Origin of the sequence: Aneurinibacillus soli (assembly GCF_002355375.1) — a bacterium.
In the GTDB taxonomy this organism is placed as follows: Bacteria; Bacillota; Bacilli; order Aneurinibacillales; family Aneurinibacillaceae; genus Aneurinibacillus; species Aneurinibacillus soli.
Window position 1 is genome coordinate 3,940,059 of the sequence record NZ_AP017312.1, and the last position, 18,372, is coordinate 3,958,430.

The 18,372-nt window shown below is 42.4% G+C and carries 19 protein-coding genes and 1 riboswitch; of the genes, 6 read left to right on the forward strand and 13 right to left on the reverse strand.

The window, feature by feature from the left end:
- Positions 1-14: 14 nt before the first annotated feature.
- From CB4_RS19820 to CB4_RS19840, 5 genes are all read right to left on the reverse strand, one after another.
- Complete coding sequence (locus tag CB4_RS19820; RefSeq protein WP_096467425.1) at positions 15-689, reverse strand: hypothetical protein; 675 nt, start codon at positions 687-689, stop codon at positions 15-17.
- A gap of 20 nt (positions 690-709) precedes the next feature.
- Positions 710-4,216 (reverse strand): fibronectin type III domain-containing protein, encoded by a 3,507-nt coding sequence (locus CB4_RS21350; RefSeq protein WP_096467426.1) that lies wholly within the window; start codon positions 4,214-4,216, stop codon positions 710-712.
- Positions 4,217-4,276: 60 nt separating this feature from the next.
- Positions 4,277-4,861, reverse strand: a complete 585-nt coding sequence (locus CB4_RS19830) for a hypothetical protein (RefSeq protein ID WP_096467427.1) — start codon at positions 4,859-4,861, stop codon at positions 4,277-4,279.
- A gap of 275 nt (positions 4,862-5,136) precedes the next feature.
- A complete protein-coding gene (locus CB4_RS19835) occupies positions 5,137-5,454 on the reverse strand; it encodes a thioredoxin family protein (RefSeq protein ID WP_096467428.1) in 318 nt (105 codons plus the stop codon).
- 88 nt (positions 5,455-5,542) lie between these two features.
- Complete coding sequence (locus CB4_RS19840; RefSeq protein ID WP_096467429.1) at positions 5,543-5,974, reverse strand: hypothetical protein; 432 nt, start codon at positions 5,972-5,974, stop codon at positions 5,543-5,545.
- A gap of 164 nt (positions 5,975-6,138) precedes the next feature.
- Between CB4_RS19840 and CB4_RS19845 the strand changes: the two genes are divergently transcribed.
- Positions 6,139-6,348 (forward strand): helix-turn-helix domain-containing protein, encoded by a 210-nt coding sequence (locus CB4_RS19845; RefSeq protein WP_096467430.1) that lies wholly within the window; start codon positions 6,139-6,141, stop codon positions 6,346-6,348.
- A 76-nt stretch (positions 6,349-6,424) separates the two neighbouring features.
- Positions 6,425-6,691, forward strand: a complete 267-nt coding sequence (locus CB4_RS19850; RefSeq protein ID WP_096467431.1) for a hypothetical protein — start codon at positions 6,425-6,427, stop codon at positions 6,689-6,691.
- Positions 6,692-6,879: 188 nt separating this feature from the next.
- Here CB4_RS19850 and CB4_RS19855 read toward each other — a convergent pair whose 3' ends face one another.
- The 4 genes from CB4_RS19855 to selD all read right to left on the reverse strand — a co-directional run bounded on the left by CB4_RS19855 (position 6,880) and on the right by selD (position 10,258).
- Positions 6,880-7,431, reverse strand: coding sequence for an acyl-CoA thioesterase (locus tag CB4_RS19855; protein WP_096467432.1), 552 nt, complete (start codon positions 7,429-7,431; stop codon positions 6,880-6,882).
- A 164-nt stretch (positions 7,432-7,595) separates the two neighbouring features.
- Positions 7,596-8,072, reverse strand: a complete 477-nt coding sequence (locus CB4_RS19860; protein WP_231956084.1) for a cupredoxin domain-containing protein — start codon at positions 8,070-8,072, stop codon at positions 7,596-7,598.
- Positions 8,073-8,154: 82 nt separating this feature from the next.
- The gene (gene mnmH / locus CB4_RS19865) at positions 8,155-9,192 is read right to left on the reverse strand and encodes a tRNA 2-selenouridine(34) synthase MnmH (RefSeq protein ID WP_096467433.1); all 1,038 of its coding nucleotides are present in this window, start codon (positions 9,190-9,192) and stop codon (positions 8,155-8,157) included.
- A 16-nt stretch (positions 9,193-9,208) separates the two neighbouring features.
- The gene (gene selD, locus CB4_RS19870) at positions 9,209-10,258 is read right to left on the reverse strand and encodes a selenide, water dikinase SelD (RefSeq protein ID WP_096467434.1); all 1,050 of its coding nucleotides are present in this window, start codon (positions 10,256-10,258) and stop codon (positions 9,209-9,211) included.
- Positions 10,259-10,503: 245 nt separating this feature from the next.
- Positions 10,504-10,632: riboswitch (cyclic di-AMP (ydaO/yuaA leader) on the forward strand.
- Positions 10,633-10,640: 8 nt separating this feature from the next.
- On the opposite strand from selD, the gene CB4_RS19875 reads away from it, so the two are divergent.
- A complete protein-coding gene (locus CB4_RS19875; RefSeq protein ID WP_096467435.1) occupies positions 10,641-11,216 on the forward strand; it encodes a C40 family peptidase in 576 nt (191 codons plus the stop codon).
- Positions 11,217-11,437: 221 nt separating this feature from the next.
- On the opposite strand, the gene CB4_RS19880 is transcribed toward CB4_RS19875, so the two are convergent.
- Positions 11,438-11,956 carry a DUF6933 domain-containing protein gene (locus CB4_RS19880; RefSeq protein ID WP_231956085.1) on the reverse strand — a complete coding sequence of 173 codons (519 nt, stop codon included), beginning with the start codon at positions 11,954-11,956 and terminating at the stop codon, positions 11,438-11,440.
- A gap of 196 nt (positions 11,957-12,152) precedes the next feature.
- On the opposite strand from CB4_RS19880, the gene CB4_RS19885 reads away from it, so the two are divergent.
- Positions 12,153-13,127, forward strand: a complete 975-nt coding sequence (locus CB4_RS19885) for an aldo/keto reductase (protein WP_096467436.1) — start codon at positions 12,153-12,155, stop codon at positions 13,125-13,127.
- A 253-nt stretch (positions 13,128-13,380) separates the two neighbouring features.
- On the opposite strand, the gene CB4_RS19890 is transcribed toward CB4_RS19885, so the two are convergent.
- On the reverse strand, positions 13,381-14,100 hold the full coding sequence (locus CB4_RS19890) for a nitroreductase family protein (RefSeq protein ID WP_231956086.1): 720 nt from the start codon (positions 14,098-14,100) through the stop codon (positions 13,381-13,383).
- Positions 14,101-14,130: 30 nt separating this feature from the next.
- On the opposite strand from CB4_RS19890, the gene CB4_RS19895 reads away from it, so the two are divergent.
- Positions 14,131-14,481 carry a winged helix-turn-helix transcriptional regulator gene (locus tag CB4_RS19895; RefSeq protein WP_096467438.1) on the forward strand — a complete coding sequence of 117 codons (351 nt, stop codon included), beginning with the start codon at positions 14,131-14,133 and terminating at the stop codon, positions 14,479-14,481.
- Between the two features lie 21 nt (positions 14,482-14,502).
- Here the strand turns inward: CB4_RS19895 and CB4_RS19900 are convergent, their stop codons facing one another.
- Positions 14,503-14,952: an Lrp/AsnC family transcriptional regulator gene (locus CB4_RS19900; protein ID WP_172890931.1), complete on the reverse strand. Its 450-nt coding sequence runs from the start codon at positions 14,950-14,952 to the stop codon at positions 14,503-14,505.
- Between the two features lie 180 nt (positions 14,953-15,132).
- Here CB4_RS19900 and CB4_RS19905 point away from each other — a divergent pair, with 180 nt between their 5' ends.
- Complete coding sequence (locus CB4_RS19905) at positions 15,133-16,317, forward strand: MFS transporter (protein ID WP_231956087.1); 1,185 nt, start codon at positions 15,133-15,135, stop codon at positions 16,315-16,317.
- A gap of 40 nt (positions 16,318-16,357) precedes the next feature.
- Here the strand turns inward: CB4_RS19905 and CB4_RS19910 are convergent, their stop codons facing one another.
- Positions 16,358-18,184, reverse strand: coding sequence for an APC family permease (locus tag CB4_RS19910; protein ID WP_096467440.1), 1,827 nt, complete (start codon positions 18,182-18,184; stop codon positions 16,358-16,360).
- Positions 18,185-18,372 lie beyond the last annotated feature (188 nt).

Genomic DNA, 18,372 nt, shown 5'->3' on the forward strand with positions numbered 1-18,372 from the left:
CCCCTTTTCTTTACTTAAAAGAAATCATATGCATGTATTTCCATCCAGTAAACCAGCCCGTGATTATCATAAGGTGCAGTTGAATTAAGTCGAACAAAACACGATGCATGCCCCTTATTAATCTCTTGCTCTGTTCCATTCCCAAACTGGAACCAGTCACTGTAGCCATCTGCATTCCATTCCAAGCCACCAGCAATACGCGGCAATGTAAATACTGGCGTTGTTCCTCCCGACAGCTCAAACTTCACCTGAACATGTACGTCTCCCCCGGAATTTTCATCGCAATACACAGCATAAAGACGCCATTTTCGTTTAGCCCCCGGTTGAACAGGTGGAACGGCATACCCGAATGGGCCATACACATTACCAGCTGGCACCCATCCACCGTTTCTGCTTACTGTGATTGCCTGCTGTCCAGCAAAACCAAAAATAGCTCTTCTGTGTACACATAGTGGTTTGAACAGGCGAGAAATAACAGCATCAATTTCAGTCGTCGAATACCGACATGCAACAAGTGCCTTTTTTATATCAGGAGCAAGTAAGGGAGGCTCTGTATATACAGCTAGCAGCACATTCGCCATTTCCTGAGCTGATGTTTCCGGGAATTTTCTCTTTATCTGCACAGCTGTTCGATCAGCAGGAATACCTGCCGCCTTTAGCGCCCGTGCCAGTTGTTCAGATGTAATCATGCCTGTATCTCACTCTCCATCTAGAATGCGCCCATAATCGCATCAGTTAATTCATCATCCGACACATCTGGAAATGCCCGTTTAATGGCTGGTGCTGTTTGCTCGATTGACATACCTTCTAGCCGCAAGTGTCTGGCTAATTTTCCTGCTGAATCAGGTTCGTCTCCAAACACATCGAATATAATATCTGCCAGATCATCATCTGTAAGATTTGGATACATATGAGTCAGAACAGGAGACGTTTCTTCCATTTTATATCCAGCAGCATGCAGGGCAAGAGCAAGCGTCAGTGGAAGCAACGAAGGAGGCTGGAATACATGAGTCAAAATAAACGCTTCATCAGCTATCAAAATATCAGGAAAAGCGAATCGTATTTTGCCTGCTGCTTCTATTACCGTATTTCCCTGCTTCTTAAGATCAAATGCAAGATCAAATGGTGTTTTCTGCTTCGATGGGATAAAAATCTCCATAGTACCCCACGGTCCCGTGCTATCTTTTGCCGTCGCCTGCACCCGTGCCGTATAAGACATCCCTTCCAACAACGTCAGGCCTTCAGTTAAAACTGTTTGCGTTATGTTCTTTTTTGCACTCCCTGCTACTTGATTCTCCTGTTTATCAACCAGAACAAAATTGTAAGCTTCCGCCTGATTTACCGGTTCCCATGTAACTGTTAATACATTATTTGTATAATCGAGGAATAAGTTTTTTGGCTGCTCAAGTAAGAAAATACTGGTATCGCACCAATCTCCTTCAAACGAAACTTGTTTGTTTTCATGTAAAATGGTTACAATCGCTTTAACTTTTACGGTGTAAAGAAGTCCAGGAACGATCTGGCTGTCCTGAATACGTATGGATGCTTCTGTGACACAACTCTCTTTCACACACGTACCTTGTTTCCACACTTGAATAACGTAGGAGATGTCCTCTCCAGCAATCGCGTTCCACGAGGCAAACATTGTATGCGTATGATCACAAGTAACTACTAGCGTAGAAATGGCAAGCTTTCTTCGTACAGCCTGCTCTGCTTTTTCTTGTGCTTGCTGTGCTCTGATGTATGCTTGGCTAGCACGTTCCAGCTCCAGCAAACTCGTAAATCCAAACAATGAAAGCAACCCGGTAGAAATACCTGCGATTGCCGCTACAATTCCCCCGACTCCTCCTGCTCCTGCTGCCCCACCAATTCCCTCTGCTGCTTCTCCACTTCCAGCGGCCGCTGCAGCCGCGCCTCCCGTGCCGCCTACAACAGAGGCAACTTCTGCACCTTCTGCAGCTAGCTCCGCTACTTCCGCTAGTCCTTCCGCTTCTCCTGCTAGTTCTTCTGCTTCTCCTGCTAGTTCCTCTACCTCTACTGATTGCTCTCCTTCTCCTCCAGTAGGCTCTTTTTCTCCCTCTACTTTGCGGCAGACAAGACTTGCAATTGTCTGGGAAGCAGCTTCTTTTAGTCCAGCTGCCAGAACAAACTTACCTAGTTGAACTGGATCTTTCAGCATCTGTTCCAATATAGAATCAAGATTTTTCTCCAAATTTTCTTTGATAAAGCTCTCAAATCCCGCTAAATTCATTTTTTTGGGCTTTTCAATGACAAGTGGAATATCGAGCGGAGCTTGAATTACGGGCTCTTTCTTACCAGTAATAAAAATTTCACACTTCACCTGTAATGGCAGTGGGAATCCCTGATTGGTATTCGAATTGGATGCCCCATCTTTCTTGATCGCTACAGAAAACTTCGTTGTAATTAGCTCTTTAAAGACCAGTTTGACGAGTTGCTTGCATCCCTGTCCGCTAGAAATCTTCTTGCTCATCTCTTCTATCCGACCTGCATAATCAATGGTGTTGGATGTGTGTTCCATTGGCCATTCAGTAATTCTAAATCCTTTCTCCTTGCTCCAGGCAAATCCTATGGAGGGCTGGGACACACCAAGAATTGTTCCAGGATACGTAACTTTTCCTTCAAATTGTCTGGACGTAGTATTGTAATCTAGATTCGCGGACGCAACATCTTTGTCAAACAACCTGATGCCCGCTTTCAACCCGAACTTCTTGCTAGCTCCCAGGGTAGAAATGTATACTTGTGGTCCTGTATCAGGCAGAAAATCAGAACCTGTAAACACGACAACGTCAAAGTCGAGCACACTGTGGGAAAACCCATCTATTTCTATTCCTTCTTTTGAAACAAGCGCCTGTATGGCAAACTGATGATCGTAAACCTCAATTACGCTATCTACATAAAATCCTTTTTTGTACTCTTTAGAAAAATACGTACCCGATACCGTTGAGTAATACAATCGACCCGATTTAAAAACAATTTTAAGAAAACCATCCGGCCAATTCTTTGTCTGTACAACCGTAGTAAAGAAATCATCAATTCCTAATCCCTTTGCCGCTGCATCTAGGCCGACTTCCACAATGGAAGGTACTCCGTTAATCAGCAATATGTATCCAGTAAGTACAACAGGTGATCTCCCATCTGATCCAGGCTGTCCGAATCCAACCTGGCCAAATAAACGGATATCTAGTGGTTCTTTTTGATTTTTAAATGTATACGCAACCGCAAGTTTTAGCTGGCAAAGCCGAATATTAAACATTCCGAGAGGACTTGTGATTTCGTTTTTTGTCTCTACAGAGAATGATGCCTTATCTTTCGTAACCGTTAGCGCACCACTAAATTCATACTTCTTACCATCTATTACAATGCTCATCATTCCTTGCAAATCAAATGCCCAGGCATTGCTCGGTTTATATAGGAGAGTGATCTGAGAGAAACGAACGATTTCGGTGTCTATAAGATAAAAATTCTCAATCGACGCATAAAACACAGTATTGGCCGATTCTTTTGCTAAATACGCATAAACAGCAATACAGGGAGGCTCCTGCTTGATGATGGGGATCAAATTAGTAAATAACTCACCTGTAAGCATAAGCTGTCCATATAGTGTGACCCCAGGCTGTACCGATATTACGTGCTTGTCATCCAGAGCTGGAACATTGATAATTTTTGCAAGTGCTGGCATCTCCTTTGCCAGCACTTGCAAAGAATCTGCCTTAAAAGAAGAGAGAGCAAAGCCTGCTTCTTTAATCTTCAGTACATTATCGATTTCCTTTAGATAGCTGGTAAGAGATGCAAATGTGAAACCATCAGCTAATCTAGCAGCTATAAAAAGTCCTTGTGGCTTATCTTTATCTGTTGTTTTTTTCACTACGAAACCAGCTGTACCAAATCGTGATGATTCACCAAACAACATAAATAGCTCTTGTGTTACGTTAATCAACAGGTTCGCCTGCTTGAATCCGAATACAGGAAAATCTGCTGGAAGCGTCTCAATCCCCCACTTCTCTTCTGAAGCCGTATGAGTTCCTGACCGAGTTAGCTGATCAGCCAGCACAGGAAGGGAAATCTGTTTACTGGTATCCGCCGTTAGACAGGCTTTTACTACTGTTTCCGTATTGGCTCCACTTCCTACCATGCAATGCACTTCAGTGGTGACTCCTGCCAGCTTTATTTTCCCGCCCATCACTACTTCTACCACGACACAAAAACACCTCCTGTAGGCTGATGCCCACACCGGGATTGAACACGGTCTCTTTCTTTAGCTATTTGCTGGCTTTTCTGGTTCATCCGCTGGTTTGGCAGGCTGCTGATCTGCTAGTTTCGTAATTTCCAGAGTAAGACCATCTATTGTAATTCCTTTAATCGGTGACCATTCGCGGTTAAATTCCGGCTCTGTCTGTCCCTCTGCTGTCTTCACGCTTCCAAACTCAAGCTTTACATTAAATTCTCCCGCTCCTGTTGAAAAGTTTAGCTTGTCTACAAGAATGGCAAAGTTCTTTACCCCTTCAGGCAGACTAGAAGTAATATCATCTATCCCAAATCTTTGAGAAGCCCAACTAACAAATTTCACTACAGCAAGTGGATTTATTTGCTGGCTTTTATCCTCAATCTCATCTTTATTGTAATGGAATTCATATCCTTTTTTTAGATCCGGAGGAATAGGAATTTGTGCTGAGATCGGTAATTTGATCTGCGCAGTTTTATCCGTTTCATCCCCAATAGTAATCGTTCCTCCTATATTTACCTGTGTGCTCATACTTTTTTCTCCCTTCTGTACTTTTGTATTTTGGTTAGGCTTATAACTGCTACTTCCAAACTCCTTACCTATAGAAAATAAAACCATAAGGAATAGAGCAAATTAGTATGGGCATCACCTCCTGCACGAAATGATTTAATATTGTGTAAAAACAGAAAATTTGGAAAAGGAAGGCTGAAGTGCGGTGAAATAAAAACGAAGTATATGATGTAGCTGTTGTTCCTAAGTAGTTATATTATTCATACAATATTATGATAGAGGTAAGAATATTTTCCAAGTCTTTTATTTCGATAAAATACGACACAATTATACAGCTTTTATGGATTATGGTCGAAAATCCTCGAAAAAAAATAACGGAAAGCTCATATGCTTTCCGTTCTATCCAGCGCCTCTTCCAATTGTTCAAATATCACAAAACGTGATTGACGAAAAATCTCTTTTCCGTGTAGAAACAACAAAATCGTTGGCGCGGTAAATACGAGAAATTCCCCTGCAATCGCAGGCGTTTTTTCAACGGATACCGCAACGCTTTTTACCTGCGAATATTTTTGAAGCAGCTTCTCTGTCTTCTCAAATACAACATCACAAACTCCGCAATTCGCCATTTTAATAAACACTAAACTTATTTCGTGGCGCTCTATGTGTGCTTTTATCTCGGATAGCTTGATATATTCATCCATGTTCGCTCATCACCTTTATGCTTGTACTCCGATACATCCCCAACTATGCCCCGAAAATCTGTATAATCAACACACTTAACATTAATACTTACTTTTCCTCATCCAGCTTTGCATTTCGTTCCGCCTTTAGTCGTTTAAACGTCTCAATCGTATTCCTTACAATAGCCTTTACCGCCTCTTTTTCTTCAGGAGAAAATTCGTTATATCCATCATATAAAGCAATATTAAGTTCTGGATCAAAAATTAAATCTGCCTGTATAGTAGAGTCAAGGGAAGCAAATTTAGTTTCTTCAGGAAGATAACCAGCCGCAGCCATAAGGTGCTCTACTGTAACATCGTTAAAAGCCCTAGAAGCTAACTTATTTATGATTTGAGCACTTGGTGCTGTTTGGATTAATTGACGCATAAGACGAGATATATATCCTGGATCAACCCCTGAGTCCAAACCGAACTTATTAATTGATCTATTTCCTTTTGCTAAATGAAGAAGCTTAGCAAATTCTGCTTTATTAAACTCCATTGTCTACTCCTCCTAATTTAAAGTAATTTTACATTAATTAATTGCTTGTAGACAATGAAATATCCAAAAAACCGTTGTCTATTAACAATAATTTTATTGACTGTTGTTTGCAGACATGGTAAATTTTTATTGCGAACAGACAACGATTTTGGAGGTGAAAAACGATGCGAGTGGATATTGATGCAGTAATCAACCTAGCTAAAACCAAAGGATGGAGCACCCCTGAACTTGCCAGTAAAATCGGAATAAATTACTCGTATTTATTCCGTATATTAACGGGCGAGAAGAAGGGCGGTGCTAAGTTTTTAGGTGGAATATATCACCTATGTAAAAATGAAAAGTTAAATATAGATGATTATATTCTTTTAGATTAATCATTGTCTGCGAACAATGAAAAAGTATGGATACTAACTGATTTGTAAAAACGATAGGAGGAAAGGATGAATCCGTGTGACCGTGAAAAATTGGATCGAACTAATGTCCAACTTGCTGATGCTGGAGCAGGTAGCTGAGCAGCAACGGATAACAGGGAAAGTAGTAGCCGCACTAAATTGGAATGTAAGAATGCAAGAAGTGCTAGAGCGCACAGCTGCATATGACATGTCACTAATGAATGAAGAACAAAATGCAGCGTATACGGAACGGCTACAGATGAACCGAATGATGTTGGACATGAAAAAAGCTGCCCTGTGCGGGAACACAGTAACAGCTACATAAAGGTTTATTCATTAACGAAATCGTACCACATGGATGGTATGGCAGCAAGGCATTCGAATTTCAAGCAGGGACTTCTACAATCAATCGTTTCTGTTCTTCTTCTAGGCACCAAAAAGAGGATGTTTCAAAGGTCATAAAGTGACTAGAGAAACGTCCTCTTTAGTTAGTGACTTGCCACCGGACGTTAGCTATCCGTTTACTACCCCGTACAGCTGCTCACTTACATCCAGGTGATTCGTATTAATATACGTTAAATTCTCAATCAGATCTTTCGTCTGTGCCCGGTGCGTTTTGCGTGCAATCGCCCGCTCCGGTGCAGTTTTAAATAAATACTTTTCTTCCTCCGTCTCCGGGATAACACCCGGAATCGGCATCGGTTTCCCCATATCATCTACGGCCACAAGCGTCTGGAACGATACCGCCGCAATCCGGCGTTCCCCTGTCATCAAATCTTCAGCGGTAGAGCGGATGAATACTTCCATTGAAGTCCGACTTGTCCACGTAACATACGCAACCAGGCATATGGAATCCCCTACACGTACAGGGGAGAGAAAATCTACAGAATCCGTAGACGCTGTTACACATGGCCGTCTCGCATGACGCGTAGCGGACAATACCGCCACCTCATCAATTAACTGCATCAGTCGGCCCCCGAACAGCGTGTAATGGTGTTGCGTATCGGGTGGAAGTACGATATTTGCTTTGACGCAACGCGAAAGTTTACTTGGCTTTGCATTCATTATGTATCACCTCATCGTTGTTATTGTTTGTATTATAACAGATGATTTTTATCTTGTATTGTTATAATTCAGATTAAAGCGTTTACAACTGTAAAAAAAATAAAAAAAGCATGGACAAAATCAGGCTGCAAGCCATCATTTCGTCCATGCTTTTCGGAACAATATTATTCGACAATCAATTTTCCAGTCATTTTATCGTGACCACTTCCACACATCACGGAACAGTCATATTGGAACGTACCGGCCTTATCTGCGACAAACTCTGCGCTTCCGTTTCCTTTAATGTTCACCTTATAGTCTGGAATTTCGAAACCGTGTCCACCGTCGTCACTCATCAAGGTGATTTTTACCTTGTCCCCTTTTTTCACGCGGATTTCTTTTTTATCAAACTCAAAATCTTTTGCCATGACTTTTACTTCTACTACTTTTCCAGTAGGAGCCTGATTATTCGAAGCTTGCGCAGCTGGAGCAGGAGTCTGATTGCTCGGAGCTGACGTAGCAGGTGCTGATGCTTGACTGCTTGATGATGTTGTAGCAGGTGCCGAAGAACTGTCAGCTTGTTTCGTACTCGTTCCACAAGCACTTAACATGGAAGCTGTTACGATAGAAGTCGCAAACAAAACAACCATTTTCTTTTTCATGATCGTATTCCTCCCCATTCCAGTAATGAAATAATCTATACGTATTTGTATCACACTAGTATTTTATCACGGAAATCTGAAATCAAACTGAAAAAACGAGGTTTAGATGACGTTTCACCGCTTCAACAGCTGCTTCAACGCAATCAGCCTCAATGATAATGGGCTCTTCTATATACGTTTGTTCCATATATTTATATCGCGGATCATAATAATACTCAATTAATAAGCGAATCGCCTCTTCATATTCATCGTTCAGAAGGTGACGTTCGATTTCCGCTGCTACCGGAGTATGGATTCGATTCTTTATTTTTACGAACGCCTCTAGGCACTGCTCCTTATGCTCCTCGGGACGATATTCTTCCATAATAATCCGCACACGTTCATGAAGCGGCAATTGTACGATGATATGTATGCCGCTGATTTTAGCTTGCATAACAAACTCAGGAAGCAAAATTTTACCGATTCGTCTACTTTCCGCTTCCATAACTACATAGGGAGCATCGGCCGCCTCCTCAAGCTGACTCAATAATAAAGAATCGAAAGACTTTTGATTATTCGATTGTAATCCAATTTCCCCGAAAATCGAACCCCGATGCCCGGCCGCTGCTTCCAGGTCAAGGATCGGGTAGCCCTGCTCTTTTAAGCGGTGAAGAATATACGTTTTCCCAGAACCCGTATTCCCTCCCAGAACAACCGCACGTGGATGAAAATCGTATTGCGAAAGCCTTTCGACTACCCATTTCCGATAGGCTCGCACTCCTCCAGCCAGGCGGAAAGCACGTATGCCCATAAGCGAAAGCAACGTCGCCGTTGTTTTACTTCGCATACCTCCCCGCCAACAAAAAACAGCTAGTTGAGAATCATACTGCTGAAATTGTTTAATAAACCGAGGAAGCTTACTTGAAACGATTTCTAACCCGCGTTCCTTCGCCGCATCCACACTCACTTGCTTATAGAGTGTGCCGACTTCAGCCCGTTCCGTATTATCAAAAATAGGAATGTTCACACTCCCCGGAATGGTAGCTTCTGCAAATTCCGCAGGAGAACGAACATCGACTAACATAAGCTCCCCTCTGGCATGGCGTTCGAGTAATTCCTGGATGTTTAGATCTTGAAACAAAGCATTGCGCCCCCCATCACAAAACGGTTATGCGTCCCGGATTTTCATCCGTCACATATCCAATCCGTTTCGCTTCAACGCCAGCATGCACCAATGCTTCTAACAGCTTCTCCGCGTCTTGATTCGCAACCGAAATCAATAATCCTCCTGAAGTGACCGCATCGCATAAAATATACCGTTCGATCATGTCGAGGTCGTCTGCAAACTGCACCGAACTTTCAACATGTACAAAATTATTTTTCGTACCTCCAGGCATGCATCCGCTCTCAGCCAACTCACGTACACGAGGCAAAATCGGTACGTTAGATTGTTCAATGGTAATCCCAACCTGGCTACCTTTTGCCATTTCCAGCGCATGTCCAAGCAGGCCAAAGCCTGTAACATCTGTACATGCATGTACGGTATACTTCGCCATTGTTTCCGCAGCCACTTTATTCAGTGTCGTCATAACCTTCGTGACACGTTCAATCTCCTCTTCGTTAAGACGATCATTCTTAATGGCTGTTGTCAAAATACCGACCCCAATCGGTTTTGTTAAAATCAACTGATCTCCTGCCTGGGCATTCGCATTCGTTTTCACGTGATCTGGATGAACGAGCCCCGTTACAGCAAGACCAAATTTTGGCTCGTTATCATCGATCGAGTGACCGCCAACAAGAGTCGCTCCGGCCTCACGTACTTTTTCAGCCGCACCTTGCAAAATTTCCGCCAGAACTTGTTTGTCCAATTTGTGGATAGGAAAGGCTACGATATTCATAACCGTAAGCGGCTTTCCTCCCATTGCATAAATATCACTGAGGGCGTTTGCTGCCGCAACCTGTCCAAATGAATACGGATCGTTCACAATAGGGGTAAAGAAGTCGAGTGTTTGCACGAGTGCCAGATCGTCTGAAATCTTAAATACTCCAGCATCGTCACTCGTATCCAGACCAACAAGCAGATTGGGATGCGGCTCGGTCTTAGGTAAACGCTGAAGTACTTGCGCCAAATCCATAGGACCAATTTTACATCCACAACCTCCCTTCGTTGATAAGGCGGTTAACTTCAGATTATTGTTCGTCGACATAACAGATCTCCTTTTTGCATCATAACGTGCATAAAATTCCGATGGGTACACCTTAATAGTACACCAGGAAGATCTTTCTTCGCAAAATACGACATTTAATTGATTTACGCAAGCTTATCGTAAAAATATGATCAATTTATGATCATTACGTAAAAAGTCCTCCCTTTCCTCATGATGGATACATAACCAATAACGGCCTAATGTTCTCCCCGTAATTTTTCGTTATTGTAAAAATGTAAGTTGAAATTAAATGAGTGCCTAATCTGGGAAACCAGAACGGGGGAACCGTTTCTTGGGGTGAAATCGCAATTGCGATCGGGGAGCCTTTCAACCGAACCCGGCAGCTAACCTCGGCGGCATACGAAAGGGAGAATTTTTCTTTATGTTTAAAAAAGTCGTTTCTGTTGTCGTACTATCTAGTGCTTTCGTGACAGGTATGTGCAATGTAGCTATTCCGAATGCAAGCGCAGCAACCTATCACCATTCTCACCACCGCTCTCACCACCACTCTCACTCTGCAATCCCATCGTCTACAACGGCCTCACAGGGGCAGCAGGGACAGCAGGGTCAACAAGGACAACAAGGACAAGGAGAGCAAGTTGCAGCTTACGCGCAGCAATTCCTCGGTGTTAACTATACACACGGGGGACGATCTCCACAAACTGGCTTTGATTGCTCAGGATTCGCCTATTATGTATACAAACATTTTGGCATTACCTTATCTACAGGACCAGCTGGCCAATTGCAACAAGGGACACAGGTGAGTAAGTCGGACTTGCAGCCAGGAGACATTGTATTCTTCAGCTCCGAGCATTCTCACAGTGGTTACCATGAAGGAATTTACATCGGGAATAATAAATTCATTCATGCGGTTGCTCCGGGAAGACCTGTCCAAATCACCAACTTAGACTCTTCCTGGTATACACAACGCTTCCTAGAAGCTCGACGATATTTATAGGACTTAGGACACAGCAAACCGCTATCTGATAAATAATCAGGTAGCGGTTATTTTGTTTGATCACATCAAACACAATTGCCAGTCCCAACGCTTTTTCTTACGCGGCCTTTCCAAAACGACAATAGAATAGAATCTTATTTACGTTCTATATACAATGTGCTGATCTGTCCAAAGTTATCTTACATAATCCTCCACTATATTCTCTCCTCAAAACATCCCCTTCATAAATCTCCCAAGTGTAACAGTTCTTCCAGCATAGTTTCTCCCGAATATAGTTTTGGCAATTTCATCATAATATACCGATTCAGCCAGCGGTTTAGTTCACCAATATCTGGCTCCGTACCGTCAAGTTTATCCTGTGTCATTTTGCACTCAGCAGCCATTATCATCTCATTTATCTGACTGATAATACTCCGATCGCTTGTGACAGTATATGAAACGGACGTACAGTTCTGCACATACTTGTCAATAATAGCTTTATCCGCCCCATCTCCTAACAAGTTTTCAGCTATAGCATGAACAACGATATCATCAAACTGTTTGAAGTCATCCTTTCTAAGACCAAACAGAACAAAGTTGTATCTTGTCTTATTATTCATTACCAGCACACATTTGCGGCGGTTCCATAAAAACAAATGCGCATGCCACGAATAAAGCGGATCACGATTTATCGGCTTATCTCCCGATATATCAAATTTTAGTTCACTAGCTAGTTTTTTCGTGCATTGAATTGTCAGCATAAATGAATCAACTCCCATATCCATCCTTCAAATATAGCCTTACCACGCACTCCACATGTGATATGATACAGTAAAAATTTGCTCAATGAGGGAGCATCTTTGCCCGATTTACTTCTATGTATGAACATACGATAAATGCGGCTTTAGAAGAGATATAAATGTTGTTTCAAAATAGTTTGCAAAGGAGCAAGGGAATATGAGATATCGTCGTCTCGGAAAAAGCGGACTTGAAGTATCGGTATTAGGATTGGGTACAAATGCATTTGGAAAACGAGCTGATCAAGAAACTTCAATCAAGATTATCCATCATGCCTTGGACAGTGGTATCAATTTCATTGATACGGCTAATATTTATGCTAACTCTGAATCAGAGAGAATTATTGGACAGGCTCTGGATGGAAAGCGATACAACGTTGTGTTAGCGACAAAGGCTGGATTAGTGAGAGGAACAGGGCCGAATGCGAGTGGTTCATCTCGCTTTCATCTTCAGCAGGAGTTAGAAGACAGTCTTAGACGTTTAAAAACGGATTATATCGACCTGTATCAAATTCACACATTTGACCCGTATACTCCACTTGAAGAAACGTTGCGTACTTTAGATGATATGGTTCGTTCAGGGAAGGTTCGTTATATTGGTGCATCTAACTATGTTGCATGGGAGTTAATGAAAGCATTAGGTATTAGTGAATGGAAAGGGTTTGCCAGGTATATTTCAACTCAAATTAGTTACTCTCTTGCGGATCGTACACCTGAAAATGAACTCGTTCCTATGTGTGTAGATCAAGGTGTCGGTATTATTCCGTATTTTCCACTAGCTGGAGGGATTCTAACCGGAAAGTATCATGAAAAAGAGACGGTACCTGTAGGTTCTAGAGCAAATACCGATCCTAACTTCAACAGATTTCTTGATGATAGAACCATTACACTTGGACAAAATGTAAGCAAGCTGGCCGCCGAACACGGTTATACTTCCAGTGCGATTTCGCTGGCATGGCTCATGGATAGACCCGCTGTCTCAACAGTTATCGTGGGTGCTACACGTATCGAACAACTGGAGGATAATTTGAAAAGCGTAAACATGAATCTCGATTCAGAAGTAACAAAAGAATTGGATGAACTCAGCAATCCATTTCGTTACGGTAAACCATTTGCTTTTTACCGTTTACCTTAATGAATTCGTATCACCGGAGGGTTATTACGGCGATTTTTGGTCATTTAAGGATTCTATCCCATTGCCATGCGGCAAGATCCCTTTATTGTTCAAAAAAGCTTTTAGACAATTGAACAGAATCCATTTTTAAAAAAAGACTGATTAAAATGGATTCTGTTTTTGTTTTCTCTATTCAATTTTTGCAAAAAAGATTGTTCATGATTAAATAAGACTCAATTTAACGCTGTCTTTCTCATGAATTTGAAGGAAATAATTACTGTATTTTATTTTTATAAATCACTTTATTGACATCGTGCCTTACCGTTTTGTGACCATCTTTAATACCTTTCCCAATCGCTATAAGCATAACGTCCAAGTACCTCTCAGAAATATGCAATGTCGACTTTAGCTGTTCCGAATCATACCCTGACATTGTGATGGTCTCAAGACCCGCTTCGTTTGCCAATAAAAGTAATGACATGGACGCTAGGCTTGCATCTCTTGTTAATTCAATTGTTAAATCCTCTTTTGATTTATTCGCGTAATAATTTATGGCAGCACTCGCCAGATAATCTCTCAGTGACGCATCAAAAAAACCTTTTTGAAACCCCTCTTCATGTATATTTATGATATTTTCCTTCTCAAAAGCTTGATAATCCCCCAGTACAACAATTAATGCGGACGCTTCTGTTACTTGCTGCTGGTTAAAAGCTATCGGTAATAATAAATCCCGTAGATGTGGATCGTCGATGATTAGGTACCGGGTTGCTTGTATATTATTTCCGTTAGGTGACTTACTTGCACTTTCAATCAATGAAGCCAACATTTCTGAACTGACTTTATAATTTGAGTCGTAATGCCTAACTGAACGTCTTTTTTCTAAAATTTCTCTTACACTCATTGTATTCACTCCAAATGTTTTATTTGCTGCACCGTCGATTATAATGGACAATAATACACGAGAAAATAACGCACAATAATGTGGTATAGCCACCTTTAAGTGCCTATTTAGGAGGAATAAAGAATGAGCAGTCAAAACACTGGAATCAATATTTTCATGAATACTGTAGGTGGAAAATGGAAATGTTTAATTCTCTTTTTCTTGAGCCAAAAATCAATGAGAACGAAGGAATTTTATGAACTAATACCGAGCATTACTCAAAAAGTCTTAACAGATCAATTAAAGCAGCTGGAAAGGGATGGGCTTGTCCGAAGAGAAGTATTTAAGGAAGTACCGCCAAAAGTAGAATACAGCTTAACGGAGTTAGGTAAATCGTTTGTCCCAGTATTAAACACAATGTGTGCATGGGGTAATAATTATGCGGTTGTAAGAGGCATAGATAGAGAAGAGCAAATCTGTTGTAATCATAAATAAATAGAAATCTTAATTTGGTGGCTAATCAACACGCTTGCCATCAAACATCATTTTTTGCTCAAATGGAGCTATCAGCGCAATCAAGGTATAGGAGTAACCGAAATCACCGCATCTTTCCGAAAAAGCCACTAGTTCCTCGGTAGTTTCAGTCACCACCTTCAGCATGTAGTTGTACTCTCCACTGATCCGGTACATATCCGTCACCTCGGGCGATTGCTTGCAGAATTCAATAAAGGCGGAGCATTTCTTCGTCCGGAACATGACGAAAGCAGTCGTGTTCTTGCCTAGCTTCGCCTGAGAGATGGCAGCATGATACCCCGTAATCACACCTTGCTCTTCTAACCTCCTTACCCTCTCTTTTACTGCAGGCTGCGTCATCCCAATGATCCTCCCAATTTCCACCATCGAAATGCGAGCATTTTCGTGAAGAAGATGTAAAATTTTGTAGTCTACCTGATCCAGATGAATCATCCTTTCATTTCTTTAAGTAAATACGCCAAATTAGCTTGAATATGTAAAGCAATATAGAAGAAATAACTTTATTTATCTATGTAAACTATAGAATTATTTACGTAATATGTCACTAGATCAATACTTGTCGCACCCGCGCGGGAATCGACAAACTAACACCCATTATTCTTCGTTTAAGGAGTGACGCTATTGTCTTACTATAAAGTGATTTACTTACTTGCCCTGGGGGAGTTCATGGTGGGCACTACCGAATCAATTGTCACCGGAATTATCGGTATGATTGCAAAGGACACGCAAGTCCCACTCTCACTCGCCGGGCAATTGGTAACCGGTTTTTCTTTAGCGTTTGCCTTCGGTTCACCGCTGGTAATCGCTTTTACGGCAAGTATGGAGCGAAAGAAACTACTTATCACAGTTCTTCTTCTCTTCATCGCTGGCAATCTGCTCGCATTTTTCAGTCCTAACTTTTCTGTTTTGATGGCTTCCCGAATCCTGCTCGGCTTAAGTGGAGGCGTCTATACCGTGGTAGCGCTTGCTGTCGCTGCTAACCTGGCTCCGCCCGAGAAAAGGGGGAGTTCGATTGGGATCATTCTCATGGGCTTTAGTGTCTCGCTAGTTCTAGGGGTACCTGCTGGAACTATAGCAGGCGAAATGTGGGGCTGGCGTTCTGTTTTCGCCATCATTGCGGCATTAAGTATCATCCCTGTTCTCTGCATTTCGCTGTACCTTCCCAAACTGTCAGGGCAGAAAGCCATCCCTTTGCGGACACAGCTTGCTTCTCTCAAAAACAATAGGATTCTTACAGCTTTGCTGACTTCGTTCCTTTTTGTGACGGGGTACTCAACAGTCTATACGTACATTACGCCGCTTTTGCAAACTACTTCCGGGATGTCGACAGCTGTTGTCAGCACGACGCTATTATTGGCCGGTGTAGCCAGTGCAGTAGGGTCACGTATAGGAGGATTTGCTACTGATAAATGGGGAGTACGACCTACGCTTTACATAAGCTTATTCCTCCATGCAGCAATTTTGATCATCCTCCCCTTCATGGCGCAGCTTATTTTTGGTGCCATGATTACGACGATGGTTTGGATGTGTGCCGTACAGATGACCGTGCCTGCCCAGCAATATTATCTGATTACCTTGTCACCTCAGTCGTCCGAAATTGCGCTAAGTGTCAATACTTCCATCTTCCAATTGGGATTGGCCGCAGGAGCAGGAGTGGGGGGCCTGATCTTGAATCATTATTCGGTTGCTCCTCTCGGTTGGGTTGGGGGAGCGTCGGTGTTTATAAGTCTTTTTCTCGTCTGGTTGTCCTTCTCATCAGAGAAAACTGTCACACCAACAACAGTCATATCAAAATAAGAAAACAGTCAGGGGGAAAACGCCCTGACTGTTTTTTTTGTTAGGATTTTAAATGGAATGGCACTTTAACGATTATGATATCCTCCCGATTCAACAACGCGCGTTCAATAAAGTAAGCGGCCTGGTTATGAAGCATCCGGTGCCATGTTTTTTTAGTAATAAAGATTGGGAGAACAACGGTGATTTCATATTTCCCATCGACACGCCGTTGAACCTGGTCAATAAAGCGAAGCAATGGATTTTTGATGCTTCGATAACGTGAATAAAAAGTTTCCAGGCGAATCCCAGGATTCCACGTTTGCCATTTTCCCCTGAACTTCTCATCTTCATCTTTATCAATGGACACATGAAACGCGATAATCTGCTCGGGCGGGCTGGATTCTAAGGCATATTCGATCGAATTGCGCACGACTTGATTGATTCCACCTACCGGAACGATCATCAGCGTACTCTTTAGATGTAGCGGGTGATCGATATCCATCTTTAACTGGTTAGCAACGCTTACGTAATGCCTTTTAATGCTAAACATCATCCATACAAGAATCGGAATAATAATGGCGATCGTCCAGGCACCTGCGGAAAATTTCTCCACAAGAGAAATAATTACAACTGAAAAGGACATAATCGCGCCCAAACCATTGATAAATACCTTCGATTTCCACCCTGAAGGCTTTTCCATCCTCCACTTCTTAACCATACCTAGTTGCGCGATCGTAAACGAAAGAAATACGCCGATGGCATACAACGGAACCAGACTATCGGTCACAGCATCAAATCCAATGATTAACAGAATCGACATGAGTGACAGAACCATAATGCCGACATTAAGTGAAAGTCTGTCACCCCGTGTGGAAAACTGTCGGGGCATATAGCCGTCCTGTGCCACGATGGCAGCCAGAAGTGGAAAGCCCGCAAAGGCTGTATTGGTAGCCAGAAACAGGACAAGCGCTGTCGAAATTTGTGTCGAATAATACATCCAGGAATACCCAAACAGGTTGGAGGCAATCTGAGAAAGAACGGTTGGATTCCCAGTTGGACTTGGTGCAACTCCATATAAATTGGCCAGAATTGTAATACCCATAAACATGACAAACAACAAAATCCCCAAGTATAAGAGCGTGGTTTTCGCATTCTTCACCGTTGGGTCTCGAAAGACTGGAGTGGCGTTGGAGATCGCCTCTACACCTGTCAAAGCCGAACAACCCGATGAAAAAGCGCGCAGCAGAACATAGAGGGTAACTCCCTGTGGAATGTGCGCCGGCATCGGAATGGAGGTGGAAGGAATGCCATGCACGACAACCTGATACAGGCCAGCAAGTAACAAGGCAAAAATATTAAAAATAAAAAAGTATGTCGGAAAGGCAAAAACTGTACCAGCTTCTCGAACCCCTCTCATATTAATAAAAGCGACAATCAGAACGCCTAGCACAGAAAGCTCAACATTCCACGGTATTAGATTCGGAAAGGCGGATGTAATGGCAGCCACTCCCGCTGTAGCGGATACAGCTACTGTTAACGTATAGTCGACGAGCAGCGCAGCGCAGGCAATCAGCGCCATCAGCGGATTAAAGTTTTCTTTCGCTACCGCATACGCCCCGCCTCCTTTTGGATATCCATTAATCACCTGACGATACGAAATAATCAGGGTAAAGAGGAGAATCAAAATGACCAGTGAAACAGGAAGACTAAACCACCTGGCAGCTGTTCCATAAGCAACAAGCGCAATTAAAATCGATTCTGTCCCGTACGCTACCGAGGATAAAGCATCGGATGAAAGGATCGGCAAAGCCATCCATTTCGGCATTCGCTCTTCCTGCAACGCTTCTGTTGACAGCGGGCGGCCGAATAAAAAATGTTTGATTTTCATCCCGTTTTCCACTCCAATATAATTGATTGGTTCCTCCGCTCTCGAATTCGAGATTAGGCCGACCTTTTAGTTATTTCATGTGACTTATTATAAGCAGATTATTTTAAAAAAACACTATCAATAATTCGGCTCCACGATGACCAGATTAGACTTTGCTACACAGCATATCCTACGCATCCAGGTACTTT